22 protein-coding genes are annotated in these 25,860 nt (G+C 70.4%); 17 read left to right on the forward strand and 5 right to left on the reverse strand.

The window, feature by feature from the left end; translation table 11 throughout:
- Window positions 1-49 precede the first annotated feature (49 nt).
- Both TA3x_RS03730 and TA3x_RS03735 read left to right on the forward strand, forming a co-directional pair.
- A complete protein-coding gene (locus tag TA3x_RS03730) occupies window positions 50-2,725 on the forward strand; it encodes an MGH1-like glycoside hydrolase domain-containing protein (RefSeq protein ID WP_435018761.1) in 2,676 nt (891 codons plus the stop codon).
- A gap of 224 nt (window positions 2,726-2,949) precedes the next feature.
- Complete coding sequence (locus TA3x_RS03735) at window positions 2,950-3,216, forward strand: GlsB/YeaQ/YmgE family stress response membrane protein (RefSeq protein WP_435018762.1); 267 nt, start codon at window positions 2,950-2,952, stop codon at window positions 3,214-3,216.
- Window positions 3,217-3,762: 546 nt separating this feature from the next.
- Here the strand turns inward: TA3x_RS03735 and TA3x_RS03740 are convergent.
- Complete coding sequence (locus TA3x_RS03740; protein WP_435018763.1) at window positions 3,763-4,881, reverse strand: Gfo/Idh/MocA family protein; 1,119 nt, start codon at window positions 4,879-4,881, stop codon at window positions 3,763-3,765.
- Window positions 4,882-5,039: 158 nt separating this feature from the next.
- On the opposite strand from TA3x_RS03740, the gene TA3x_RS03745 reads away from it, so the two are divergent.
- The 6 genes from TA3x_RS03745 (at window position 5,040) to TA3x_RS03770 (ending at window position 9,249) form a co-directional block, all read left to right on the forward strand.
- The gene (locus tag TA3x_RS03745) at window positions 5,040-6,161 is read left to right on the forward strand and encodes a Gfo/Idh/MocA family protein (RefSeq protein ID WP_435018764.1); all 1,122 of its coding nucleotides are present in this window, start codon (window positions 5,040-5,042) and stop codon (window positions 6,159-6,161) included.
- A gap of 157 nt (window positions 6,162-6,318) precedes the next feature.
- Window positions 6,319-7,065, forward strand: a complete 747-nt coding sequence (locus TA3x_RS03750) for a hypothetical protein (protein WP_435018765.1) — start codon at window positions 6,319-6,321, stop codon at window positions 7,063-7,065.
- A 203-nt stretch (window positions 7,066-7,268) separates the two neighbouring features.
- Window positions 7,269-7,694 (forward strand): YkgJ family cysteine cluster protein, encoded by a 426-nt coding sequence (locus TA3x_RS03755; protein WP_435018766.1) that lies wholly within the window; start codon window positions 7,269-7,271, stop codon window positions 7,692-7,694.
- A complete protein-coding gene (locus TA3x_RS03760; RefSeq protein ID WP_435018767.1) occupies window positions 7,691-8,179 on the forward strand; it encodes a hypothetical protein in 489 nt (162 codons plus the stop codon). The genes TA3x_RS03755 and TA3x_RS03760 overlap by 4 nt, the downstream gene beginning before the upstream one ends.
- Before the next feature lie 164 nt (window positions 8,180-8,343).
- Complete coding sequence (locus tag TA3x_RS03765) at window positions 8,344-8,757, forward strand: HU family DNA-binding protein (RefSeq protein ID WP_435018768.1); 414 nt, start codon at window positions 8,344-8,346, stop codon at window positions 8,755-8,757.
- A gap of 258 nt (window positions 8,758-9,015) precedes the next feature.
- Entirely contained in the window at window positions 9,016-9,249 is a 234-nt protein-coding gene (locus TA3x_RS03770; protein WP_435018769.1) for a hypothetical protein, read from the forward strand.
- A 114-nt stretch (window positions 9,250-9,363) separates the two neighbouring features.
- Here the strand turns inward: TA3x_RS03770 and TA3x_RS03775 are convergent, their stop codons facing one another.
- Genes TA3x_RS03775 through TA3x_RS03785 form a run of 3 tightly spaced genes read right to left on the reverse strand, consistent with a single transcriptional unit; the run spans window position 9,364 to window position 13,987 of the window.
- Window positions 9,364-9,696 carry a rhodanese-like domain-containing protein gene (locus TA3x_RS03775; protein ID WP_435018770.1) on the reverse strand — a complete coding sequence of 111 codons (333 nt, stop codon included), beginning with the start codon at window positions 9,694-9,696 and terminating at the stop codon, window positions 9,364-9,366.
- The gene (locus TA3x_RS03780; protein ID WP_435018771.1) at window positions 9,693-11,195 is read right to left on the reverse strand and encodes a PQQ-dependent sugar dehydrogenase; all 1,503 of its coding nucleotides are present in this window, start codon (window positions 11,193-11,195) and stop codon (window positions 9,693-9,695) included. The genes TA3x_RS03775 and TA3x_RS03780 overlap by 4 nt, the downstream gene beginning before the upstream one ends.
- Before the next feature lie 35 nt (window positions 11,196-11,230).
- Window positions 11,231-13,987: a PA14 domain-containing protein gene (locus TA3x_RS03785; protein WP_435018772.1), complete on the reverse strand. Its 2,757-nt coding sequence runs from the start codon at window positions 13,985-13,987 to the stop codon at window positions 11,231-11,233.
- A 259-nt stretch (window positions 13,988-14,246) separates the two neighbouring features.
- On the opposite strand from TA3x_RS03785, the gene TA3x_RS03790 reads away from it, so the two are divergent.
- The 6 genes from TA3x_RS03790 (at window position 14,247) to TA3x_RS03815 (ending at window position 21,258) form a co-directional block, all read left to right on the forward strand.
- Window positions 14,247-15,170, forward strand: coding sequence for an NAD(P)-dependent oxidoreductase (locus tag TA3x_RS03790; RefSeq protein ID WP_435018773.1), 924 nt, complete (start codon window positions 14,247-14,249; stop codon window positions 15,168-15,170).
- Between the two features lie 31 nt (window positions 15,171-15,201).
- Window positions 15,202-15,621, forward strand: a complete 420-nt coding sequence (locus TA3x_RS03795; RefSeq protein WP_435018774.1) for a response regulator — start codon at window positions 15,202-15,204, stop codon at window positions 15,619-15,621.
- Between the two features lie 148 nt (window positions 15,622-15,769).
- On the forward strand, window positions 15,770-17,293 hold the full coding sequence (locus TA3x_RS03800; protein WP_435018775.1) for an ascorbate-dependent monooxygenase: 1,524 nt from the start codon (window positions 15,770-15,772) through the stop codon (window positions 17,291-17,293).
- Window positions 17,294-17,466: 173 nt separating this feature from the next.
- Entirely contained in the window at window positions 17,467-17,865 is a 399-nt protein-coding gene (locus TA3x_RS03805; RefSeq protein ID WP_435018776.1) for a BlaI/MecI/CopY family transcriptional regulator, read from the forward strand.
- A gap of 51 nt (window positions 17,866-17,916) precedes the next feature.
- Entirely contained in the window at window positions 17,917-19,026 is a 1,110-nt protein-coding gene (locus TA3x_RS03810) for a M56 family metallopeptidase (RefSeq protein ID WP_435018777.1), read from the forward strand.
- Between the two features lie 78 nt (window positions 19,027-19,104).
- A complete protein-coding gene (locus TA3x_RS03815) occupies window positions 19,105-21,258 on the forward strand; it encodes a HEAT repeat domain-containing protein (protein ID WP_435018778.1) in 2,154 nt (717 codons plus the stop codon).
- A gap of 102 nt (window positions 21,259-21,360) precedes the next feature.
- Here TA3x_RS03815 and TA3x_RS03820 read toward each other — a convergent pair whose 3' ends face one another.
- Window positions 21,361-22,923 carry a hypothetical protein gene (locus TA3x_RS03820; RefSeq protein WP_435018779.1) on the reverse strand — a complete coding sequence of 521 codons (1,563 nt, stop codon included), beginning with the start codon at window positions 22,921-22,923 and terminating at the stop codon, window positions 21,361-21,363.
- Window positions 22,924-23,003: 80 nt separating this feature from the next.
- Here TA3x_RS03820 and TA3x_RS03825 point away from each other — a divergent pair, with 80 nt between their 5' ends.
- From TA3x_RS03825 to TA3x_RS03835, 3 genes are all read left to right on the forward strand, one after another.
- Entirely contained in the window at window positions 23,004-23,318 is a 315-nt protein-coding gene (locus tag TA3x_RS03825; RefSeq protein WP_435018780.1) for a hypothetical protein, read from the forward strand.
- Between the two features lie 140 nt (window positions 23,319-23,458).
- Window positions 23,459-24,553, forward strand: a complete 1,095-nt coding sequence (locus tag TA3x_RS03830; protein WP_435018781.1) for a TPM domain-containing protein — start codon at window positions 23,459-23,461, stop codon at window positions 24,551-24,553.
- A gap of 106 nt (window positions 24,554-24,659) precedes the next feature.
- A complete protein-coding gene (locus tag TA3x_RS03835) occupies window positions 24,660-25,757 on the forward strand; it encodes a M24 family metallopeptidase (protein WP_435018782.1) in 1,098 nt (365 codons plus the stop codon).
- Window positions 25,758-25,860: the final 103 nt, after the last annotated feature.

Below are 25,860 nucleotides of genomic sequence, written 5' to 3' on the forward strand. Positions count from 1 at the left end.
GGATGCGGCGTGGCGGGCTGGGTCGTTAGGGCACGAGGTGGACGGACGCATGGCGACGGCGAGGCGGACCAGCGCGGAGCACGAGCGGCTCGAAGAGATCAACGACAGCACCTCGGGCTGGCGGCGGTGGGGGCCCTACGTCAGCGACCGGGCCTGGGCCACGGTGCGCGAGGATTACAGCGAGGACGGCGACGCCTGGGACTTCCTGCCCCACGACCTGGCGCGGAGCAAGGCGTATCGCTGGGGCGAGGACGGGATCGCCGGGATCTGCGACCGATACCAGCTGCTCGTCTTCGCGCCCGCCTTCTGGAACGGCAATGACCCGATCCTCAAGGAACGCCTGTTCGGCCTGTCCGGGCCGGAGGGGAACCACGGCGAGGACGTCAAGGAATATTACTTCTACGTCGATGGGACGCCGACCCACTCCTACCTGCGTTTCGTCTACAAATACCCCCACGCCGCCTATCCCTACCAACGCCTGATCGATGAGGCGGCCCGCCGGGGGCCCCGCGATCCCGAGTTCGAGCTGCTGGACACCGGGGTCTTCGACGAGGATCGGTATTTCGACATCGTGGTCGAATACGCCAAGGTCACGACCGAGGACATCGCCATCCGGATCACGGCGACCAACCGGGGCCCCGACCCGGCGCCCCTGCACCTGATCCCCCACCTGTGGTTCCGCAACACCTGGGGCTGGGAGGCGAAGCCCGGGGCGCCGCCGAGGGTCTACCCCGGGCCGGCCGGGCAGGCCCACCAGAGCCTCGTCACCGACGACTCGGCCGTGGAATGCGTGGCGACGATCCCGGTCACCTACCGGGTCGGCCAGAGGATCCTGTTCGCCCCGCCGGGCGGCACCCCCCTGTTCACCGACAACGAGACCAATCAGGCCCGGGTCTTCGGCTGCGAAGGGCCGGGCGCGCCCCGCTTCGTCAAGGATGCGTTCCACCGCCACATCATCGACGGCGAGGACTGCCTGAAACCCGACCGCTGCGGCACCAAGGCCGCCATCCACTACCACTACGAGGCCGTCCCCCCGGGGGAATCCGTCACGCTCCGGCTCCGCCTGGCGGACTCGGTCGCGGTGTTCGCCCCGCTGTCCGAGGTCGACGAGTACGTCGACCTACGCCGCTCCGAGGCCGACGACTTCTACGAGGCGATCCACCCGCCCGGGGCCTCCGCCGACGAGAAGATGATCCAGCGCCAGTCGCTGGCGGGCCTGCTCTGGACCAAGCAGTCGTACCTGTTCGACGTGTCGGTCTGGCTCAACGGCGACAACCCCGACAATCCCCCGCCCGCCTCGCGCGCCAGGATCCGCAACGAGCACTGGGGCCACCTCAACTCGATGCGGGTGATGACCGTCCCGGACAAGTGGGAGTATCCCTGGTTCGCCGCCTGGGACCTCGCCTTCCAGTGCGTCCCCCTGGCGCTGGTGGATGCCAACTTCGCCAAGAACCAGCTCTGGTGCCTCCTGTTCGAACAGTTCCAGCACCCCAACGGCCAGATCCCGGCCTACGAGTGGGAGTTCTCCGACCTCAACCCGCCGGTCCACGCCTGGGCCGTGTGGCGGGTCTACAACATGGACCGGATCCGGTCCGGCTCGGCCGACCGCGACTGGCTGGAACGCTGCTTCCACAAGCTGATGATCAACTTCGCCTGGTGGATCAACAAGGTCGACCGGGCCGGCAACAACATCTTCGAGGGCGGCTTCCTCGGTCTCGACAACATCGCCGTGGTCGACCGCAGCGAGATGGACGGGGACGCCGTCCTGGAACAGTCGGACGCCACCGGCTGGATGGGGATGTTCTGCCTGAACCTGATGCGGATCGCCTTGGAGCTGGCCAAGGCCAACCCGGTGTACGAGGCGCTGGCGACCAAGTACTTCCAGCACTACACCTACGTCGCGTCGGCCATGAAGCACATGGGCAACCGCGACTTCCAGCTCTGGGACGAGGAAGACGGCTTCTTCTACGACGTGCTGAGGCATCCCGACGGCCGGTTCCAGAAGTTCCGGGTCCGCTCCCTGGTCGGGCTGATCCCCCTGTTCGCCGTGGAGCGCCTCGAAGAAAGCTGGATCGAGCCGTTCCACGAGTTCCGGGCCCATCTCCACTGGTTCCTCAAGAACCGCCGCGAGCAGGTGGAGGGCGTCGTCCACACGATCCACCACGAGCAGGACACGACCCACGCCCTGACGATCCTGAACCAGGACCAGCTCCGGCGGATCACCGCCATGATGATGGACCCCGACGAGTTCCTCTCGCCGTTCGGCATCCGGAGCATGAGCAAGGCCCACACCGAGGACCCGTTCCACCACGAGGGGAAGTCGGTGGGCTACGAGCCGGCCGAGGCGATCACCAAGATCAAGGGGGGCAACTCGAACTGGCGGGGTCCGATCTGGTTCCCGACCACCTTCCTCCTGATCGAGTCGCTCCGCAAGCTGGGCAAGGCGTTCGGCGGCGACGTCCTCGACGCCGAGACCCCGGGCATCCCCTTCAACGACATGGCCCGCGAGATCGCCGAGCGGCTGATCGCGATCTTCGCCCGCGACGAGACGGGCCGCCGGCCCGTCTACGGGAACTCCGAGAAGTTCCAGGACGATCCCCACTGGCGCGACTTCATCCTCTTTTATGAGTATTTCAACGGCGACACCGGGCAGGGCCTCGGCGCCTCGCACCAGACCGGGTGGACCTCGCTGATCGCCTCGCTGATCGACGAGTGGCGGGATTGAGCCGCCGGCGGTCTCGGGCAGCAAGCCGATGCGCGGCGGGCACCCCGGTTCCTCCCGGAGCCGCCCGCCGCCCCTCCACCCCGATCATTCCGCGGCGATCCCGGTTTGGCACGGCGCGTGCAATTCCAATCTCCCATCTGGATGCGGCCCGGATCGCTTCGGATCCGCCCGAATCGCCCGAAGGATGCGGGCCCAACTCCTGACCTTTGATGGGGGACATAATCATGATCGGCGCTCTGATCGGCTGGATGGTTCTCGGACTGGTCGCCGGCTTCCTGGCCCGCCTGCTCCACCCGGGGCGCGACTCCATGAGCCTGCTCGCCACGATGGTGCTCGGCATCCTCGGCTCGCTGCTCGGCGGCGGCGTCAGCTACCTCCTCAACCTGGCCAGGGACCCGTATACGCCGGGCGGCTGGATCATGGCCACGATCGGCGCGATCGTCCTGCTCGCCTTCGGCTGGTTCGGCTCGCGGTCCCGCGCGACCCTCTGAGCCGACTCGCCCGCCGTCAAGGCCTGAAATCACAACCAGGGCCCCGGACTCGCCCAGCGAGTCCGGGGCCCTGGTGCATTTGCCCGCCGGCCTGTGGAAGTGAGCGGCGTGCGAATCCCCGGACGGTGCAACGTCCGGCGACTCTCGGCGGCCCATCGGGGCCCGATCGGCCATTCACCTCGCCAGGTAACAGAGCGAATTCCCGGGCCCGCTGGCATCTTCGGGGACGACGCATCGGGGAAGGAAAGCACCCGGAGGACGACCGCCATCATCGTTGCCCGCAAGTCGCCGAGGACCCCCGCGATCGGGCTCGTCCTTGCCGGGACACCCGGGGCTGTCACGAAGGGTCGGGCCAAACGAACCCAACGCCGCCCGTGCCTCGGCTCCACGAAACGAACCCATTCATCGGCCGGCCGGCGGGAGGCGAAACGAACCCAAGCCCGGCCCCGATGTCGGTCGATAAAACGAACCCATGGCCGCCTCCGCACCGGGAGGCGGCGATGGACCCATCAGCTCAAAGTGCCGGTTCGCGCGAAACGAACCCAATCAGACCGCGGCCAGGGGCGTGTCGATCCAGGTCCGCTTCTCGTAGGATTCGAGGACGGCGTCGGCGATGATCTGGGCGTTGAGGCCGTCGTAGAACGAGGGGACGGCGGGGCGGCCTTCGAGGATCGCCGAGACGAACTCCCACATCAGGTCGTAGCGGAAGACGGTGGCGGGCTTGCCCTGGGAGGGGTCGCGGGGGCTGCCGGCGGGCTTGAGGTATTCGACCGGGACGGGGACCGGGGCGAGGTCCTGCCCGGTCTTGCCGACCAGGATCGTGTTGGGCTCGTGCAGACGGTAGACGGCCGAGCCTTCCGAGCCGTTGATCTCGGCCCACTCGTGGCCGAAGCCGTCGCGGCCGTAGCCCTTGGCCAGGGTCGTTCCTTCCCACACGCCGACGGCGCCCGACTTGAACTCACCGATCAGGCTCGACCAGTCGTCGACCTCGGACGGCGGGACGGTCCGGCCGTCGGGGGTCTCGGTCCGGGGGGCGAACCGGGCCACGGCGCCGCAGATCCGCTCGATGGGGCCGAGGAGGTCCAGCGCGAAGTCGATCCGGTGGATGGTCATGTCGTACAGGTCGCCGGCGCCGGCCTTGTCCTTGTACTGCCGCCAGCCCCAACTGGTCTCGGGCCAGTCGAGGAACCGCTGGGAGCGGAAGTGGCGGGGCGTGCCCAGGGCGCCCGACTTGACCAGGTGGCGGAGGTAGAGCATCGACGGGGCGAAGCGGTAGGTGAAGGCCGTCATGTGGACGACCTTCGCATCCCGCGCCGCCTCGTACATCTCGCGGACTTCCCCCTTGTTCACCCCCAGGGGCTTCTCGCACATCATGTGCTTGCCGTGCTGGGCGGCGGCCACGGCGATCGGCAGGTGGGTGAAGTTGGGCGTGGCGATGATCACGGCGTCGACCTCGGGGTCGGCGCAGATGACCTCGGGATCGGTGGAGACCTTGGAGATGCCCCACTCGGCCTTGCGGCGTTCCAGGAGCGAGGCGTCGGCGTCGCAGGCGGCGACCAGCTCGGCCCGGGGGTCCAGGGCCAGGGCCGGGACGTGGTGATAGTCGCTCACTGCGCCGGCGCCGATGATGGCGACCCGCACCTTGCCGTTCTTCCCGCTGTTCATCGATCGATCCCGCGTCCAGAGTCGCGAACCCCTCGGGCGACGCGCCCGCTTGCCTTCGCGACCCGAGCCTAATATCCTGCACCGGATCCCGCAACCGACCGGCGATCGCCAATCGTCGCGGGGCTCTCCTCTCCCATCTCCCAGGAAGACAAACGCCCATGCCCACCGACAAGCCGATTCGCGTGGCCATCATCGGCCTCGGGTTCGGGGCCGAGTTCATCCCGATCTATCAGAAGTACCCGGGCGCGGAGGTCCACGCGATCTGCCGGCGGTCGCGGAAAGACCTCGACGAATGCGGCGACCGCTGGAACATCAAGGCCCGCTACACCGAGTTCGAGGACGTGCTCAAGGATCCCGAGATCGACGCGGTCCACATCAACTCGCCGATCCAGGACCACGCCCGCCAGAGCATCGCGGCCCTGGAGGCCGGCAAGCACGTTGCCTGCACGGTGCCGATGGCCACGACCATCGAGGACTGCGGCCGGATCGTCGCGGCCCAGCGCAAGTCGGGCAAGGTCTACATGATGATGGAGACCGTGGTCTACAGCCGCGAGTACCTGTTCGTCAAGGACCTGTACGACCGGGGCGAACTCGGCCGGATCCAGTTCCTCCGGGGGTCGCACCAGCAGGACATGGCCGGGTGGCCGGGCTACTGGGAAGGCCTCCCGCCGATGTACTACGCGACCCACTGCGTCAGCCCCTGCCTGGCGTTGCTGGGCAAGCACGCCGAGCACGTCGTCTGCCACGGCTCCGGGCGGATCGATGAGAAGCTGATCCCCAAGTACAACAGCCCGTTCGCGATCGAGACGGCCACGTTCAAGATCAAGGACACCGACGTCTGCGCCGAGGTGACCCGGAGCCTGTTCGACACCGCCCGCCAGTATCGCGAGAGCTTCGACGCCTACGGCAGCAAGAAGAGCTTCGAGTGGCAGCAAGTCGAGGGGGAGGAACCGGTCATCCACACGATCGGCAAGCCCGAGCCCGAGATCCCCGCGCGGGTGCCGGTGCCCGACTTCGCCCACCTCCTGCCCGAGCCGATCCAGAGGTTCACGACCAAGGGGGTCTACGACGCCGAGGGGGAAACCCACCTGTCGTTCACCCAGGGCGGCGGCCACGGCGGGTCCCATCCCCACCTCGTCCACGCGTGGCTGAGTGCCATCAAGGGAGAGCGGCCCGCCCTGCCCGACGCCGAGACCTCCGCCAACTGGACCATGGTCGGCATCTGCGCCCACGAGTCGGCCCTGAAGGGGGGCGAGAAGGTCCCGATCCCGACCTTCTGAGCCGGTCGACTCCCGGAACCCGGCACCGAGAGGGCGTCCCCCGATACCGGGACGCCCTCCCGGCGTTAGAATGGGATGGCGAACGATCCGTCACGTCGCGGATCCCGCCGCCCCTCCTCGTCGTCCGGGGGCCGACGCCCCCGGAGGAGTCGCACCCATGAGAACGCTCGCGGTCCTGTTCGCCGCATCGAGTCTCTCGCTCCTCCCTTCGGCCCGCGCCGCTTCGCACCGGCCGAGCCCGGCCCATGCCCAGGCCGCCCACGTCGACGCGATCCGCAACGAGGTCCAGCATCAGCAGCAGGCCATGCAGAGGGCCATGAAGCAGCAGCAGGCCATCATCCGGCAGCAACAGGAGGCTTATCAGAAGCAACGGAAGGCCGAGCAGGCGCAGCACCGACCGGTCCCCGCCCCGCACCCGTCGACCATCCATCATGGTGCGGCCGGCCAGATGATCCGCCATCGCGCCGCCCACGGCTATCGCCATCACACCCGGTGGCCCGGCGTCTCCGACCCGGAGACGGCGGCCTTGGTGCACCTCAAGAAGACGCTCGACGGGGTCGCCCGGGGATCGACGGTCAACCCCCGCCACGCGGGTTCGCTGGCGAACGCCCTGGGCGGGGTGGTCGAGGTCGGGACGCCGCCGACGCCGGCCGCGGTCCGCGACCTGGCGGGCCACCTGGTCGACGGGCTCGCCCACCGGGAATCGACCGGAGTCAACACCGAGGCGATGGCCCTGTCCCTGCGCGGCGTGATGAACGGCGCCGCCCTGGCGCCGGCCGAACTGTCCGCGGCGATGTCCCAACACCGGGCGGCCTTGAGGGCGGCGAAATTCCCCCCGGATGACATCGGGTCGATCGAGGCCGACCTGGCCAACATCGCCCGCCAGGAGCGGGGGCGGCTCTGAAGCCGGACGCGGACGGTCGGGCGGAGGTGGGTCGGCCACGAGCGGTCGCCTGGCTTACCCATCTCCTCATCGCGAGATGTGGCCGGGACCATTTCTCGCAACTCCGGGATTGACCATGGTTTGAGTCCGGGGGAGGGTTGAAGGAGCCGGCGGGGTTTGATAAAGTCATGATCCGTCCCCGCACCACTTCCCGGGAATGCACCATGACCACCCCCGAAGATGCCCCCTGGTATCAGGATGGCCTGGCCTTCGAGTGCACCCGCTGCGGCGCCTGCTGCACCGGGGCCCCGGGCTATGTCTGGGTCAACGACGCCGAGATCGCCGACCTGGCCCGCCATCGCAACATGGCCGTCCCGGCCTTCCTCCGGGCCTTCGTCCGCCAGGTCGGCGGCCGGTTGAGCCTGATCGAGCGGCCGGGCGGGGATTGCATCTTCTGGGAGCGGGGGACCGGGTGTACGGTCTACGCCTCCCGGCCGGTCCAGTGCCGGACCTGGCCGTTCTGGCCCGAGAACATCGAGTCTCCCGAGGCCTGGGAGCACGTCACGGAGGTCTGCCCCGGCTCCGGTCGGGGCCCGATCTTCAGCGTCGAGGAGATCCGGGCATCCGCGGCGCGAGTCCACACCTCATGATGCCCTCCGAACTCGGGGCCCATGCCGGCCTCGATCCCGCCCGGTTCCGCGACGCCCTGAAGGTCGTCTACGCCGGGCTCGACGACGAGATCCGGCGGCTCAACCCGGCCTGCGCCGTGAGCGGCCGGTGCTGCCGGTTCGAGGAGTACGGGCACACCCTGTTCCTTTCCGCCCCCGAGGCTGCCCTGCTGCTGGCCGACGCCCCGCCGCCGTCCAGGCCGCTCGACGATGGCGCGACCTGCCCGTGGCAGGATGATCGGGGGCGATGCACGGCCAGGGAGGCCCGCCCCCTGGGCTGCCGGGTCTACTTCTGCGATCCGGCCTACCAGGAGCACCTGCCCGACGTGGGGGAGGCCGCAATCGCCCGGCTCAAGCGGCTCGTGGAAGAGATGGGCCTCCCCTGGGACTACGCCCCGCTCCATCGCCACCTCCGCATCGCCCGGGACGAGGGACGATTCCCCACGCTTCCCGTCCTGGCGTCGTAAGCAGGGAGTGGCCACCGCCACGTCCGTGGATCGAGGCAGGGATTGGCCGCGAGCATTGCAACGCCCACGGTAAATTCTTCCTTGACATTAGTCGTTATCCTCCATAATGTTGAGCCAATCCCAGCTCGGATCAGGGTCGGATTCGCCCCCAGGAGAGCGTTGACGTGACGAAGAAAGAAATCGTCAAGAAAATCTCGGAGGATATTGGGCTGACCCAGCTCAAGACCAAGGACATCGTGCAGCGCACGCTCGATGCCATCATCCAGACGCTCGTCTCCGAGGGCCGGATCGAACTGCGGAATTTCGGCGTCTTCGAGGTCAAGCGGCGGGCCCCGCGCAAGGCGCGGAACCCCCGGACCGGCGACAAGGTCTACGTCCCGTCCAAGAACGTGGTGACCTTCAAGCCGGGAAAGGAAATGGAAGAATTGGTCCGAAAGATGGACCCCGCGAAACTTCCACTTGAGGATGGGGCCGATGATGCCGATTTAACTGGCAACGGACCCGTCGAGTCGGAAACCAAGTCCCCCAAGGCGAAGTCGATCGCCCCCGGGAAGGACGAGGACGACGAAGACGAGTGATGCGGGGATCCCGGCTCTCGCCGAGCGAGATGGGGACCCGCTCCGAGTCGTGCCGAACCTTCGGCCCGGCCCGGTCCGAGCGATCACCGATCGCACGCAGCGTCCCCGGCGTGGGGGGGAGCCGCCCCGAGCCGTGGTCCCCGGGCTGATCGCCCGAGGGCCACTCGCGGCCTCTCCTCCCCTGCCCCTCGGGTCGGACCCACGCGAAGGACCGCGTGGATGGACCGGCCCGCGGTATCGAAGGCGGGAGGAGCCCTCATGCGGAAGACTCTGGCGGTCCTGGCCCTCTTGGGTGCGGTCCTCGCGACGAGCGAAGGATGCGCCCCGGTCCCCCTGCCGCACTACGCGGCCTATCGTCCCAAGCGGGTCGAAGAGTTGCTGGTCGACTCCGAGAACCTCCGCCAACTGGGCGACGAATGGGAGCGGTTCTGGTTCCTCGACCAGCCGTCCCACATGACCCCGTTCCGCACCCACGGCGGCCTCGGTCCCTGATCGACGCCCCCCAAGGGATGGGGATGACCCGGCTCGCCGGTCATCCCTCGCCTTCGAAACAACAGGCCGACGCCGACCGACCCCGGTCCGCGTCGGCCTCGTTCGATTCCCGGATCAGTACCGGGGGACGCTCGGGTCGACCTGCGTCGTCCAGGCGTCGATCCCCCCGTCCAGGTTGTGCACGTCGGCCTGACCCCGGTGCGTCAGCCACGTCGCCGCGGCCTGGGACCTCATCCCGTGATGGCATAGCACGACCAGGGGCATGCCGGCCGTTTTCTCGGCGATCTCCCCCGCGCGATCGGCGACTTCCCCCAGGGGGATGTGGAGGTCGACGGCCGTCTCCGGCAGTTTGATCGAGCAGTAGGCCCGCTCGTCGTCCTCGCGGACGTCCAGGAGCGCCAGCCGGGCGCCCTCGTCGAGCCGGGCTTTCAATTCGGTCGGTGTCATCGGCCCACTTCCGGAGCTTCGGGGATGGTGTTGGCGGTATAGTACGCTTCGGGGTGGAGCAGCGGGCGGCCGTCGGCCGATCGGACCCCGTCCAGGTTGAGCGTGTGGACGTGCCCCTTCTGGAGCGGGCCCACCACCAGCCGGACGGATCGGCCATCTTCGGAGACCGTCGCACGCTCGACCTTCGGGGCGGTCGGGTCGACTTCGGGGCTGCCGTAGGCGGACTGGTAGATGTAGGTGTGGGTCGTCGCCGCGTAGGACGCCGGGTCGCCGGCCGTCTTCGGGTCGACCGGCTCGGTGAAGCGAAGGTCGAACCCGTCGGGCCGGATCCGGATGTCCAGGATCTCGAACGGGGTCTTCCCGGTCCAGACCACCCGTTCGAGCCCGAACGTCCGCCCTCCGCGCGAGCCCCATCCCCGGTTGGTCTCGCCCACGATCATCGACCCATCCGGGGCGAACAGCAAGGGCAGGCAGCCCGAGGCGAACCCCTTGCGGAACGGGATGCACGCCCCCTGATACCGGCCGCCGACCACCTCCAGCGGCACCCGCATCACGAAGCTCGACGCCTGGTCGCCGACGAACATCTGGCCGGCGAACGGGCCGAACTTGCCCCCGGTCTCGTCGCAGGCGATGCCGCTGGCCGACTGGCCCATCTTGGGGTACGGGAAATAGACGGCCGGCGGGACCAGTTCCGGGATGCGGGCGGCCTCGATGGCCATCCGGCTGCCGCTCTTCGGTTCCGCCGGGGCGGGTCCGAGGTTGCCGGCCGCGTCGTACCAGCGATTGCCGGCGGGGTGGCCCTGGAACGATCCCGGCTTGAGGTGCTTCAGGCTGCACGCCCCGTTCCACGGCCCCTGGTTGTCGGTCATGAACATGTCGCCGGCGGCGTTCATCCCCATCCCGCCCGGCGACCGGATGCCGCCGCAGGTCGGGGTCAGCTTGCCGTCGGGGCCGATCCGCAGGGCCCAGCCGCGATACAGGTTCTTGCTGCTGAACGACCCGGTCAGGCAGAGCGTCGCCCAGAGGTTGCCCTCCCGGTCGAACTTCGAGCCGAAGGCGTATTCGTGATAGTCGCCGTCAATCCCCCAGCCGTCGGCCACGGTTTCGAAGCGGTCGGCCACGCCGTCGCCGTCCTCGTCCTTGATCCGGGTGATCTCGCCGCGCTGGGTGGCATAGAGCCAGCCGTCGCGGTGGGCCAGGCCCAGGACCTCGTGGAGCCCGTGGGCGAACCGGACGATCTTCGCCTCCCGGGCCGGGTCGGGGCTGAGGGCATTCTCGACCAGGTAGATCTCGCCCCGGCGGGTCGACACGGCGAGCTTGCCGTCGGGCATCCACTCCAGGGCACCGACCTCCAGGGCCATCCCGGCCGGCGGCTCGAAGGTGAGGATCCGGTAGTAGTCCTCCTCCGCGGGCGGGGCCGCCCCTTCGGCGTGCTGACCCCAAGGGATGGCGATGAGGCAGAGGATCAGCCAACCGGCCGACGCCCGGGTGCGGATCATGGGGAGGGTTCCTCGCTTGCTCGGGTGTCGGTCCATCACCAGGCGAACTCCTCGACGATCCGGGTCCGGACGCCGCCCGGCCCGATCGGCACGATCAACTCGGCCTTGCCGCCCGATGCCCGGACGACGGGGGCGGCATCGGCGACGATCCGGAGCTTCCACTCGCCGTCGATCGCGAACCAGCCGTCGCCCGCGGGCTCGATCTTTCCCGCGACCGCCGCCCGGAAGGCCAGCCCCTCGGCCCGGGGTCCGGCCACGTCGATGGTCCGGCGGAGGGTCGGGGATCCGCCCCCGGGGGCGGGCTCGGGGTGGTCCTCGATCGCGGCCCCGGCGACCTCATAGAGGAACACCGGCCGCTTGCCCCCGGCCAACCGATAGCCCCGGAAGCGGTCGCCGGGCCCCGGCGCCCCGGGCCACGGATCGGCCGGGCCGGCGAGTCGGGCGAAGCCAGGTCCGTCGCCGAGGGAAAGGACATCGTCGCCCAGCGGGGGCTCGAACCCCTCGCCGCGCCCGGTCCAGTGCCGGGAGGCGTCGATGAACCCGCCGCGCCAGATCAGGGCCAGCCGGAGTGCCTGGGCGTCGAAGGCGAGGTTGGCCTTCTCGGGATAGCCGACGCCGATGGCCCGGGGCCCTGCCCCCTGGATGAAGTTGCGATAGAGGATCGGCTCGGACACCGCGATCAGGGGCATCGGGTTGCGGCCGATCCCGGCGGGGACCTCGGCCTTCGGGCCGTCGGAGAGGTAGGTCCAGATCGCCTCGACTTGCTTCGCCGGGTCGCCGTCCAGGACCGATTCGAGGGTGCTCTTGCCGTCGGGGAACGACGTGGGCATCCGCGTCCCCGGGCGGAACCGCTGGGGGTCGATGACATACGGGGCGAACCACTCGCGGCGGAGCCTCGCGGTCATCCGCGTCATGTCGATCGCCTGGATCCCGCTCGCCTCGATCCCCTTGAAGGTGTGGCAACTGCCGCAGCTAAAGCCGGTGTTTCCCACCAGGGACCGTCCGATCGCCCGGGCCTTCCGGGGGGTGACGCCGAGGTCGACCGCCGCGACCGGCGGGAGGGCGTCGGCGGCCTCGAACAGCCCGGCGAGGTGGCCGACGTTCGCGGCCCCGAACCGGGGCATCCGGGTGAGCATGTAGGGGCGGTCCTTGGCCCCTTCGGCGAGGATCTGCGCGAGCCAGGCCGCGGTGAGCTTCCCCCCCACGCCGTCCAGGCCGGGCGGGATCCGCCCCTCGTCCCCCATCTCGGTCTGCGTGGTCTGGAACGCGGGGTTCAGGGCCTCCTCGACGCCGCCCCGGCCGTCGCGGCGATGGCAGGCGTAGCAGTTGGCGGCGAGCATCGTCGAGGCGATCCGCTCCGGGCCGGTGGGCTGTGCGGCCGGGTCCGAAGACAGGGCGATCGCCGATCTCAATGCCTCCCGCTGGCCCGCGTCGAGGTGGAACGCCGGGACGGAGGCGGGAGGCTCGTCGGCCAGGCAGCCGGCCTCGGGCCGGAGCCGGGACAGGGGGGTCGCCGGGGGGCGGGCCTCGATTATCGGCGACTCATCCATGCGGAGGGCATGGCACGAGGCACATCCGAGCGATGCGAACGCGGCCCGGCCCCGGGTCGCCCGTTCGGGATCGACCACGAATCGGGGTGGCGCCGGCCGGGCGGGGGCATCCGGGGCGGATCCCTCGGGCGGCAGCAGCAGCGGGCCGAGGGGCTGGCGGGGCATCCCCGGCCCCTCGATCTCGGCCTCGAACTCGACCTGGCCGCCGCCATCGAAGTAGGTGGCGACCAGCGTGTTGCGGCCCGGCTTCATCCGGGTGATCCCGGTCGCCTCGGAGGTCGGGTGGATCCCGTCATTGTCGAAGACCTTGGTGCCGTTCAGGGTGATCCGCGAGCCGTCGTCGGACCGGAACCGGAAGGTGTAGTCCCCTTCCCGGAGGATCTCCAGGATCCCCTCGAATCGGAGGGCGAAGTTGTTGCGACGCCGGGCCACGTCGATGTCGAAGCCGGACGCCATGCCCGAGGCGACGGGCGTGAGGGCGTCGAAGTCCGGGAGGTTGGTCCAGGACCCCTCGTAATAGCGGTAGGCCACGTTGGGGGACGAAGCCACCTGGACATCCTTGAGCAGATAGGCGGCGATCCCGGTCGCCTCGTCCGGGGTCAGCCCCAGGCCGGGCATCCGCCCCGACGGCCGGACCGCCAGCGGGTCGCGGAGGAACGCGGACAGGGACGCGACGGTGTACTTGGCGGCCGGGTCGCCGAGCGGCACGATCCCCCGGGCTTCGGTCGCCTTCCCCTCGCGAGGCCCGTGGCAGGCGACGCAGCCGACCCGGGCGTAGGTCCCCCGGCCGGACCGGACCGCCGCCCGCGACGGGGGCGTGTCCGTCACCTTGCCGGTCCCGGCCAGGAAGTGGACGAGGTCCTCGACGACGGCCTGCCGCCCCGGTTCGGGAAGGCCGGCCACCAGGTCGGGCATCGTGGTTCCCGGCCTGGTCGCGTGCGGGGCGGCGAGGAACTGCCGGAGATGCTCGACCCGGACCCGAGATCCGACACGGTCGAGGATCGGGGCCTGCTTCCGGCCCGCCGCGTCGGCCCCGGGTCCCTGGTGGCATGACGTGCAGTTCAGCTCGCCCAGCAGCAATCGCCCGGCCGCGACCGGGCCCGGCCCCGGGGCGCTCCCGGTGTGGAACCGCTCATATCCCGCCACAACCGGGCGTTGGGGCAGGCTTTCGGCCCGGGCGCGGGCCGCCAGGGTGAGGCCGAGGGCGAGGAGCAAGGCCGGACGGCGGATCGCGTCTGACATTCCCGGCGGTCTCCGACTCGGGGGAGAGGATTGGCCGCTCGGCCCTCGAACCGGGCCGGTCGACCGGATATGGTATCGCGACCGGGAGGCGCCGTGTCCGTCTATTTTTGGCGACGGTCGCACGCAATTTGCTGGACCTCCCTTGTCATCCCCCGGTCGCCGCGGGAGACTTCACGATCGAGCCTCCCCAATTCCACGCCGGGAATGGGACGGTCGTGGGGTGCGAAGCGGCATCCGAACAACCGAGGTAGTCAACGCGATGCAGAATTTCGTCCCCGGCACGACCAAGGTCGGCTGGATCGGCACCGGGGTCATGGGATCGTCGATGTGCGGTCACCTGATGGCGGCGGGATACCCCGCGACCGTCTACAACCGCTCGCGCCCGCGGCTCGAAGCCCTGGTGGCCAAGGGGGCGTCCGAGGCCAAATCGCCCCGGGCCGTCGCCGAGGCGTCCGACGTGATCTTCACGATCGTCGGCTACCCCGCCGACGTCCGCCAGGTGATCCTGGGCGAGGACGGCGCCCTGGCCGGGGCGAAGCCGGGCAGCGTCCTGGTGGACATGACCACCAGCGAGCCCGAGCTGGCCCGCGAGATCTTCGAGGCGGCCAGGGCCAAGGGGGTCCACGCCGTCGATGCGCCGGTCTCCGGCGGCGACGTCGGGGCCAAGGAAGCCCGGCTGTCGATCATGATCGGCGGCGAGCCCGAGGTCGTCTCGGCCCTCCAGCCGCTGTTCGAATGCATGGGCAAGACGATCATCCACCAGGGCCCCGCCGGCTCGGGCCAGCACACCAAGATGGTCAACCAGATCCTGATCGCCACCGGGATGATCGGCGTCTGCGAGGCCCTGCTCTACGGCGCCAAGGCGGGCCTGGACCTCGACACGGTGCTCAAGAGCGTCGGCAGCGGCGCCGCCGGGTCGTGGAGCCTGAACAACCTCGGCCCGAGGATGATCGCCAACAACTTCGACCCCGGCTTCTTCGTCGAGCATTTCCTCAAGGACATGGGGATCGCCCTGGCCGAGTCCCGGCGGATGAACCTCTCCCTGCCCGGCCTGGCCCTGGCCGAGCAGCTCTACCGGGCCGTCGCGGCCCAGGGGCACGCCCGTAAGGGGACGCATGCCCTGATGCTCGCCCTGTCGCAGCTGTCCGCGACCGACTGGTCGCAATTCGCACGGACACCCTAAGTACTGGCCACGCAGCCGATCGGCAACGCCCATGAGTACCCCCCAGCCCCCGGACCCGGCCCCCGGCCGCCCGAGCATCCTCCTCGTCGACGATCACGCCGCCGGTCGGGTGGCCCTGGCCCGGATGCTGACCGCTCATGGGTTCGCCGTGACGGACGTCGAGGATGGCACCTCGGCGTTCGCGCTGCTCAGGGACGGCCCGCCCCCGGATTACCTGCTGACCGACCTCCGGCTCCCCGATTTCGACGGCCGCGAGGTCATCTCCGCCGCACGCCTCCTCCATCCCACGCCCCGGATCGCCCTGATGACCGGCTGGGACGTGGATCCCGACGAGCGGGACCGCCTCGGCATCGACTGGGTCTTCCTCAAGCCGCTGGACATCGGCCAGATCGTCGCCAACTTCCGCGAGAAGGCCCCGCACCCGGCCGACCGGCGATCCGAGGCCGGTTGATCGGCCGGGGCCGACCCGGGGCCCAGGCCCGGATTTCTGGAACCGGCGGGAGGCCGCCGCGGGTAGTGTGGGCGAGGGCGGGTCGGCGGGACGCGATCGGGCGATCCTGCATCGACCCCCTCACCCGGCCCGACCCGCGAGGTTTTCGATGAGGATGTGCGTCGCCGCCTTGACTGTGATCTTGCCGGGCCTCCTCACGCCGGACGCCGGCGCGGCGGCACCGACCTATGCCAGGGAGGTCGCGCCGATCCTCTGGAAGAACTGCGCCGGGTGCCACCGGCCAGGCGAGGTGGGCCCGTTCTCGCTGCTGACCTACCCGGATGCCGCCAAGCGGGCGGACTTCCTCAAGCAGATCACCGCCGAGCGGGCGATGCCCCCCTGGAAGCCCGAGCCGGGCTTCGGCGAGTTCCACGACGTCCGCCGCCTGACCGACGGCGAGATCGCGACGATCGCCGCCTGGGCCGATGCCGGCGCCCCCGAGGGGAACCCCGCCGACCTGCCCACCCCGCCGACATTCCCCGACGGCTGGCAACTGGGGACGCCCGACCTCGTCCTGGAGATGTCCGAACCGTTCGAGGTGCCGGCCGGCGGCCGCGACGTCCAGCGTTGCTTCGTGATCCCGATCCCGACCGACTCCGACCGCACGGTCGCCGCCGTCGAGTTCCGGCCGGGCAACGCCCGCGTGGTCCATCACGCCATCTTCTATCTCGACAGCAACGGCGCCGCCCGGCGTAAGGACGAGGCCGAGCCGGGGCCGGGCTACAAGGCCTTCGGCGGGCCGGGCATCATCCCCACCGGCGGGCTGGGCGGCTGGGCCCCCGGCGCGATGGTTCGGCGCCTGCCCGAGGGCACCGGCAAATACCTCCGCAAGGGGAGCGACCTCGTCCTCCAGGTCCACTACCACCCGGACGGCAAGCCCGAACTCGACCGCTCGACCGTCGGGATCTACTTCACCAGGGAGCCGGCCCGCACCATCGTCGGCGGCCTCGCCGTCCGGAGCCGGGGGATCAACATCCCGGCCGGGGCGAAGGAGCACAAGGTCCACGCCGAGAGCCAGCCCTTGCCGGTGCCCGTCTCGGTGATCGGCCTGTTCCCCCACATGCACAACCTCGGCCGCGAGATGAAGGTGGTCGCCGAGGTCCCCGGCGCCGATCCGATCCCCCTGATCTGGATCAAGGACTGGGACTTCAACTGGCAGGGCCAGTACCAGTACGTCGAGCCGGTCCGCCTGCCCCGCGGGACCGTCATCAAGCTCGACGCGGTCTACGACAACTCCGAGGGGAATCCCAAGAACCCGTCGAGCCCCCCGATCGCGGTCCATTGGGGCGAGCAGACCACCGACGAGATGTGCCTCCTCGGCATCCAGGTCACGGCCGACACCCCGGCCGACCTCCGCAAGATCGTCGCCTCCGCTGCCGGCCGCCTGGGGGCGATCCTGGTCGGCGGGCCTCCCCTCGGCGGCGACGAGAAACCAGGGGCGAAGGGGGACAAGAACGGCCTGCCCGACCTCGGCCCGGGGTTCCCGATCCCCGAACGGTATCGGGCGATCCTGGGCCGGTTCGACAGCAACAACGACGACCTGATCTCGTCCGCCGAGATCGACGCCATGCCCGAGCCCATCAAACAACGCGTGGTCCAGGCCCTCAAGTCGGTCCTGCCCGGCTCGGACTGACCGGCCCCGCCCGCAACCCGGCCCGATCCGCCGCCCCCGCGGCCGCCCCATCGGCGATCGCGGGGGCGGTCCCATTTCGACCGATCGGGAAAAACGTCGCATTGGATTTGATTGCTATCTACGGGTCGAGTAGTATGATCGAAGCCGTAGGAGCTAACCCCGGGGGTTCAACCATGTCCGACGTCACGCCGACGGGCCGCGAGCTGGAGGCATTGAAGGTCCTCTGGGGCCGGGAGAAGGCCACCGTCCGCGAGGTCTATGACGCGCTCCGCCCGAGCGACGGGGAACTGGCCTACACGACTGTGCTGAGCCTGTTGCAGACGATGGAGCAGAAGGGTCTGGTCGGGCACGAATCGGCCGGCAAGGCTTATCGCTACTTCCCCCGGGCCCAGCGCGACGGCGTGTTCCGCCGGATGGCGGGGGCTTTCCTCGATCAGGTCTTCGACGGCGCCCTGGGCGAATACGTGGCCCGGGCCCTCCAGTCGCGCCGGCCCAGCCCGGAGGAACTCGACGAGCTAGAACGGATGATCGCCGAGGCCAGGCGGCAGGCCCGGGGCGAGACCGACTCATAATCATTCGCCGCCGCGTGGCTCGACCGGAAACTGCCGAGTGGGGGCACACCGATGACAGGGGCGATCGGGGCGTGGTTGGGCGGGATCTATCTGGTCGCGACGGCGGTCCTGATCGCGACGTGGGCGGCGATGCGGGCCCTCCGACAGCCGGCGCGTCGCCTGTTCGTGGCGAGGTGCGGGGCCGTCGCGCTGGCCGGGCTGGTCCTCGCCTCCGCGGTCGCGGCCCTCCCGATGCGAGATCGCGCCGGGCGGGACGGGTTGCGGCCCGTCCTGGCCGCGTCGGATCGGCGTCCAGCCCCGGCGTCGATCTCCGCGGCGGTTTCTTGCTCCCGGCCCGCCCCGGCATCGGACCGGGCGATTTCGGGTTGCGAGGTCCCCCCGGCCGTAGATCCGCCCGGAGATTCCGGATCCCTGGCCGGTGCGGTCGTGGTGGCCTTCCTGATCGGTTCCGGGGTGACGGGCCTGTGGTTGCTCGGGGGGGCCTGGGCGGCGTGGCGATTCGTGGCCCGGACGATCGAGGCCCCCGGATCGCTGCGGGACCAGCTGGCGGGCGTGGTGGGGCCGGGTCGGCGTGTCCCGGCGCTGCGGGTCGGGCCGGCGAGCGGCCAGCCGTTCGCGATCGGGGCCTTCCGACCCACGATCGTCCTGCCGGGCCGGTTCGCGGGCGGGGTCGGGCCGGATCGCCGGGTCGAGGCCGCGCTGAGGCACGAATGGGCCCACATCGGCAACGGAGACCTCGCGCTCCTGGCCCTGCTCCGGTGGCTCATGCCCGTGCTGTTCGCCCACCCGGCCTACTGGTGGCTCCGCCGTCGGGTCCGGGCCGACCAGGAGGCGATGGCCGACGCCGTGGCCGTGCGGGGCTGCGATCGCGTGGGCTATGCGGAGGCCCTGCTGGCCTGGGCCCGGTCCGCGTCCCCCGGTGCCTGCCGGGCCTGCGCCGGCTCCCTGGGGTTGTGGGATCGGCCCGGCGAGCTTCGCGAGCGGGTCGCCCTGATCCTGGACGCGGGCCACCCGGTGGAGATCCGATCCCCGCTCCGCTGGCGGCTCCTGGTCGCCTCGGCCGCCTCGGCCGGTGGCCTCGCGCTGGCCGGGTTCGCGATGCCGGCCGAGGCTCCCGCGCCCCCGCCTGCCGATTCCCTGGTGCTTTGCTGCCCGTCGTGATCCCGATCAGGCCCTGGCCCCGAAGCTCGCACCGTCCGTCCGACGATTGACCCCGATCCCCGACGAGGAGTCCCGACCATGAACCGGATGAGTCGCCGATCCCGCACGTCCCCAGCGAATCGGGCCGCATGGCGGGCGGCGCTGGCCGCCGTGTTCTGCCTGGCCCCGGCCGTGGCGTCTCCCGCCATCGCGGCCGACCCGAGGACCGTGTCCCGGCCGGCGGTCCTCGACCTGGAGGCGGCCGTCTCCCAGGCGGAGTTGATCCTGGCGGTGCGGCTGGCGGACGTGACCGAGACCCGCATCGTCCACGGGGGGCAGGTCGAGGAGGTGACCGAGCAGTACCGGCTCGAACCGGTCCGGGTCCTCAAGGGGATCTTCGCCCGCGAGTCCCTGCTGATGACCGGCGCCGACCTGGGCGTCTACCGGTTCGCCGAGAAGGCCGACGCCCTCCAACGCGGGCAGATGCTGCTCGTCTTCCTGGAGCGGAGGAACGGCTCCCAACTCGTCAACTGCAACACGGCCGCCACGTTGGGCCAGTCGATCCCGAGGCTCGGCGGGGCCGATGATCCCCTCCTCTCGGCCGTCGATGTCCTGATCGCGGCGGCCCAGCGGCGCGACCGGGCCGAGCGAATCGCCCTGCTCCGCGACGGCCTGAAGACGGCGACGGGACGCGACGCCGTCCCCCTGATGCTGGCCCTGCAACGGCGGGCCCTGGTGGCGGCGCAGACGCCGGGGACCGTGGCGACGATCCTCCCCCGCCTGCAAGAAGGATCGCCCGTGGTCCGCGAGATCGCCGCCCGGACGATCGCGGTCCTCCTCGATGCCGACGACCGGGGCCGGGCCACCCGGGCGCCGGGGCCCGCCGGCGAGCGGCCCGAGGATCGGGACGACGTGCGCATTGAAGCGGTCGGGGCCCTGGCGACGGCCCTGGCGACGTCCGGGGACGACTACCGGTCCCGGGTGGCGATCCTCGACGCCATCGGTGCGGCGGGTCCGGCCGCGGCGGAGGTCGCGCCGGCCGCGGCCGCCCTAAGATCTGACCGGCCGGCGGCGACCTTCGCCGAGAGGGCGGCGCTCCTCCGGGCCGTGGGGCGGGTCGGCCTCCGGGATCAGGCCGAGAGGGTGGCGAAAATCCTCCAGGATCTGCCCCTGGACGCCCCGGCGGAGTACGAGGCCGCCGCCGCCGAGTCGTTGATTCGCCTGGGGAGCCGGCCCGGGAAGGACGCCGACCTGCTCACCGACCGGCTCCAGAGGAAGTCCGAGGCCGGGCTCAGGATCGCGGCCGACATCGCCCGGCTCGATCGGCTCCCCCGGATGCTCCTGACCCACCCCATCGAGTTCCCGGCGGTCGATGCCCTCCTCAAGGCCTTCGCTCGGCCCCTGGACTATCAGGAGCAGCTCGCCTTCGCGACCGCCGCGCGGAACGTCGCGGATGCCAGGCTGGTCCCGGCGTTGGGCACCCTGCTGGCCCCCGGCAAACCCCAGGTGCGCCACGAGGCGATCGAGGCCCTGCGGCGGATCGACACGGATGAGGCGGCCAGCGTGCTCTGGCCGCACCTGGACGAGGAGCCCAACGTGGCGAGGAAGCTCGAACTGATCGCCTTCCTCGGCCGGCACGGCTTCAAGGACCGCTATCCGGTCGCCATCGAGCACCTGTCCCAGCCCACGCTCCGCGACCTCGCCGTCGAGGCCCTCGCCGCGCTCGGCGACCCTCGGGCGATCCCCGAGTTGAGGCGGATCTGGGCGACCAGCCATGACCTGGCCTGGAATGCCGCCGCGATCCGGGGGCTGGCCCGGCTCGGCCAGGCCGACATCATCCCCCGCCTCCTGGAAATCGCCGCCAACCCGGCGGACCCGCTCGCCGAATCGGCCCTGATCGGGCTGGGCGACCTGGGCGCCCCCCGGGCGCTGGCCCTGGTCCGCGATGGTCTGGCCTCACGGAGCGATGCCATCGCGATCGCCTCGGCGCGGGCCGCGACGAAGCTGCTCGCCCGACCGGACCCCGGCGCGGACCCCATCCGCGACCGCCTGGCCGCGCTGCTCGCCGACCCGATGGCCTCGAACCAGGCCCGCGTCGCGGCCCTGTCCGCCCTGGCCACGCTCGATGATCCGAGGCTCGGCCCCGCGCTCGCGGCCGCGGTCCGCGACGTGTCACTCGAAGGGACGGACCTCGGGGCGCGGATCGAGGCGGAACTGGGGAAGCGAACCGGACGGCCCGGCCCGGAGCGTTGAGGGTCATGTCCCGGCCGCCGGCCGCCCGGGATCGACGAAAACGGCCCGCCCGCCCCAGTTGCGGGGAGAGCGGGCCGTGTGATCCGATCGCGGGGGCGGAGGTCAGGGCGTGCCGTTCCGCTGCTTGATCATGAGTTCGAGCAGCTTGGGGTCGACCTTGGTCCGGGGCGCCTTGCCGTCTTCCGCGGCCGGATTCTTGGGCGGGTAGCGCGGCAGATTCATGCCGGGCAACTGGGTCGAGTCCTCGGTGGGGGCGACCAGCACCGTACGCTCGTCGACCTTGGTGGCGGTCGTCGGGACCACGGCGGGGGCGGCGGCCATCGCCGGGTTCGAGCCCTGCGGAGGCGGTGCCTGGCGGTTGGCGTTCGCCTGCTTCTGGGCGGCCTGGACGGCCGGGGGGAGTGCGCCCCCGGCCGCGAACGGGACCTGGAACTCCGAGTCGGGCACCCCGCCCGAATAATCCTTATTGATCCGGTAATTGTCGCCCGGCAGGTAGCCCGGCGGCGGGTTGAACACGGCGTTCGGGTCGGCGGTCGGGGTCCCGGGCAGGGGCGGGAAGCCATCGCCCCGGGGGACCGGGACGACCGGGGTCAGCGGCATCCCCGGGGCGGCCGGGCGATTCTGGCGATCGGCGGCGAAGCCGTCCTGCGGCGGGGCCGCCGGCTGCGGGCCGGCATATCCGGCCTGCGCGACCGATTCGCCGGGGACCGGTGCCGGCCTGAGGGCCCGGACCCAGAACTCCAGCTTCCGGTAGTCGTAGTCGTTCGGCCCCTTGAAGATGGCGTTCTTGCTGTTGCCGTGGGGCACCAGCCCGGCCGAGAGCAGTGAGCTACGCGGCAGGTCATCGGGGTTGACCAGCTGGAGCGTGGCGTCCAGGTTGGCCCGGGCCACGTCGGGGTTCATGTCCCGTCGCCCCTTGGCCACCACCAGCTGGAAGCTGCCCTGGTACCGCTCGTTGTGGCAGCCGGCGCAGCGATTCTGGAGGATCGGGTGGATCTGCTGGGTGAAGTCTCGCGCCCGCGAGACCGCCTGGGCGGTGGGCAGGTCGAAGATCACCGGAGGGGCGTTGCTGCTGCCGAAGTCCCTCCGCAGCCGCTTGATGGCGGCCTGGTTGAGCGGGGCGGGCTCCCCCCCCTCCGGCATGCTGCCGCTCGTGCGCCGGACCTCGGGATCGACCGGCGACGGCCGATCGGCGGCGGCCGCCATGCTATATTGCATCCGGATCGCGTCGGTGTGGCCCGGGCTCAGCTCCAGGATCGCGGCGATCTGCTCCTTGGCCCGATCGGTCAGGCCCTCGGTCAGGCACCACCTCGCCAGCTTCATCCGCTCGTCCTCGTCGCGCTCGGCGAGGCGTGAGAGGCGGTATTGATAGAGTTCCTCGATCGATCCGGCGGCCTTCTCGACCACGACGGACGGGTAGGCGATCGGGACGCCCTGGTCCTTCAGGATGTAAGTCAAGCCCGCGGCATCGCGCGTGATCGCCCCGCGGACGACCTTGCCGTTGGTCAGCAACATGACCGAGAATTTCGACGGCTCGGGGGCCGCCTGTGACGACGAGGGAGCCTGGGGGGCGGGTCCGCCCTGGCCCATGACGACGGGAGTCGTCAGCCAGAACAGCCCGGACGCGGCCAGGCCGACGAGGATCGGTTGGGTTTGGGTTGACATGGTGGCGGGACCTTAGTCCCGGGCCTACAATCCGTCAAGGCGAACCACCCCGCGGCCTCCTTCGTAGTTGCGGGGGTGACATGCTCCCGATCGGAGTGGACGCGATCATGGATCCCACCGAGACCCCTGGCAGCCTGTCCGGCCTGATCGGCCAGGTCGTCGTCCTCGACCTGAAGGCCAATTATGTCTGCCTGGGGACGCTGGCCGGGGTCGACGCCCTGTTCTATGAATTGACCGACGCGGACTTCCACGACTTCCGCGACAGCCTGGCCACCCGCGAGGTCTATGTGTTCGACTCGGCCCGGCTGGGGATCCGGAGGAACCGGGCCCGCGTCCTGGTCCTCCGCGATGAAGTCGTGGCGGTCACGCGATTCGCCGACATCTCAGAAAGTTAGGGCGATTCTCCGGGCCTGGCACGCCGCATGCCGGCTTGAAGACTAGCCCTCAATAAACTCCCGCGCCGGCCGAATCCCTGTTTGGGGTCGTCTGGCCCGGATCCAGAGAACCGACCTGGCCTCACCGAGGTGCCCAAGCCATGAGACGTTCCCGCTGGTTGCTCGCCTTGCCCGCCTTCTTGATCGCGACCTCGGGAGCGTCGTTCGCGTCCGAGATCCGCGATAAGGCCGGGATGTTCGCCCCCGACGTGGTCAACAAGGCCCAGGCGGACCTCGACCGGATCGAGCGCGAATATCAGGTGCCGGTCACGATCGAGACCGTCGAATCCCTCGGCGGCAAGGAGATCCTCGCCGTGCTGAGGCAGCACGCCGAGGCCTCCAATTCCCGGGGGATCTACGCCCTGATCGCTCGCCGAGAGCACAAGACGCAGATCGCGGCCCACCCGTCCATCAGCAAATTCCTGACGCCCCCGCGCCTGGGGGGGGTGGTCGGTTCGATCGATGATCAGTTTCGCAAGGGGAATTTCGACGTCGGTTTGACCGCCGGCGTGGCCAAGCTCGACGCGACGCTCGCCGAGGCCCGCGCCGATGCCGGCGGCTCGCTGAAGCCGGCACCCGCGCCCGCTCGTCGCGCGGCGGAGGCCCCCGTCCCGGCCCGTCGACCCGCAGCACGCACTTCAACCTGGGGGGGTGGATCCTTGCTCAAGATTGTCCTCATGATCCTGGCGGGCCTCCTGGTCTTCCGGGTCATCGGCGGCCTGTTCTCGGCGGCCCGTGGCGGTGGTTACGGCGGAGGCCCGGGTTATGGCGGAGGCCCCGGACGCATGGGCGGCCCCGGCTACGGCGGGCCCGGTTATGGCGGAGGCCCCGGCTACGGCGGCGGCGGTGGCGGGTTCATGTCCAGCCTGTTCGGCGGCATCGGCGGAGCCATGGCCGGCAACTGGCTCTATGACCGTCTCAATGGGGGCGGGCATCACCAGGGCGGCTACACGGACCAGGCCGGCTATGGCGCGAACCCCGAGCCCGGCGTCCCCGACACATCGGCCGGAGGCTGGGATCAGGCGACCGGTGTGGGCGATGATTGGGGCTCCGCCAATGCGGCCGACGCCGGCGGTGACTGGGGCACGGCCGGTGGCGGCGACTGGGGCGGCGGCGGCGGTGGCGACTGGGGTGGCGGCGCCGGCGACGCGGGTGGCGACTGGGGCGGCGGCTCCGACAACGGCGGTAGCTGGTAATCGACTCCCGGCACCATTCCGGTAGAATCGGCCGCGACCATCCCACGGGGGGTGGCCGCGGCCTCTTTGTTCCCCGATCCCGGTTCGACCCAGGGCGTAATCATCTATGCGACGCACGGAAAGCCGGCTGGAAGACCTGCGTCGGATGATGGTCGGCGATGGGCTGGATGCCCTGGTCGTCTCCTCCGAGACCAATGTCCGCTACCTGACCGGGTTCCGTGGGGAACAGACGGCGCTGCTCGTCACGCCCGAACGTGCCCTGATGATCTCGGATGCGAAGTACACCGCGCAGCTCGCCGCGGATTGCCCCGAGTTGGAGGCGCACATCCGGCCGATCGGCCAGTCGGTCTTCGGGGGCATCGGCGAGGTCGTTTCTGGCTTCGGTGCGCACCGGGTCGGGTTCGAGCCCGCCTCGACGACCGTGGCCCAGTTCGAGGTCTTGAAGGCCCGGGGCGGGCCGGCCGAGTGGATCCCGTACGGCGGCCGGGTCGAGGCCTTGCGGGCGATCAAGGATGCCGGGGAGATCGAGGAGATTCGCCGGGCCATCGACCAGGCGGAACGGGCCTTCCTCCTGCTCCGCGAAGGGCTTCGGGTCGAGGATTCGGAGAAGGATGCGGCCGACTCGCTGGAGGCCCATCTCCGCCGCTGCGGGGCGTCCTACGCCAGCTTCGCGCCGATCGTCGCGGTCGGGGCCCATGCCGCCCTGCCCCATGCCAAGCCCCGGCCCGAGGCCAGGATCGGCGACGCGGATTTCACCCTGGTGGACTGGGGGGCGTCGCACGGGCCCTACAAAAGCGACTTGACGAGGATGGTAGTCACAGGTAAGGTCACTCCCAAGTTCGAACGGGTTTACCGGACGGTCCTGGCCGCCCAGGAGCGGGCCATCGCCGCTCTCAGGCCGGGCGTGACCGCCGGGGAGGTCGACCGGGTCGCCCGTTCGACCATCGAGGAGGCGGGATTCGGGCCGTTCTTCACCCACGGGTTGGGCCATGGGGTGGGCATGGAGATCCATGAAGACCCCTTCTTCCGCCGCGACAACCCGCTCCTGCTCCGAGCGGGGATGGTCGTCACGATCGAGCCGGGGGTCTATCTGCCCGATTGGGGCGGGGTTCGGATCGAGGACGACGTGCTAATCACGCCCGATGGGACGGAAATCCTGACCCACGCCGCCAGGACGCTCGAATCGACCATCCTTTCGCTTTGATCCGAACCCGACCGTATTGAACCTCACGGATTGGGTCCCGCATCGCCGCGGTCGCCCGGTGGCGCCCCTCCCGCCCCGCGAAGACGCGACGGTCCCCAATCCT

The sequence above is a fragment of the Tundrisphaera macrotermitis genome, assembly GCF_051175315.1.
Taxonomy (GTDB): domain Bacteria; phylum Planctomycetota; class Planctomycetia; order Isosphaerales; family Isosphaeraceae; genus Tundrisphaera.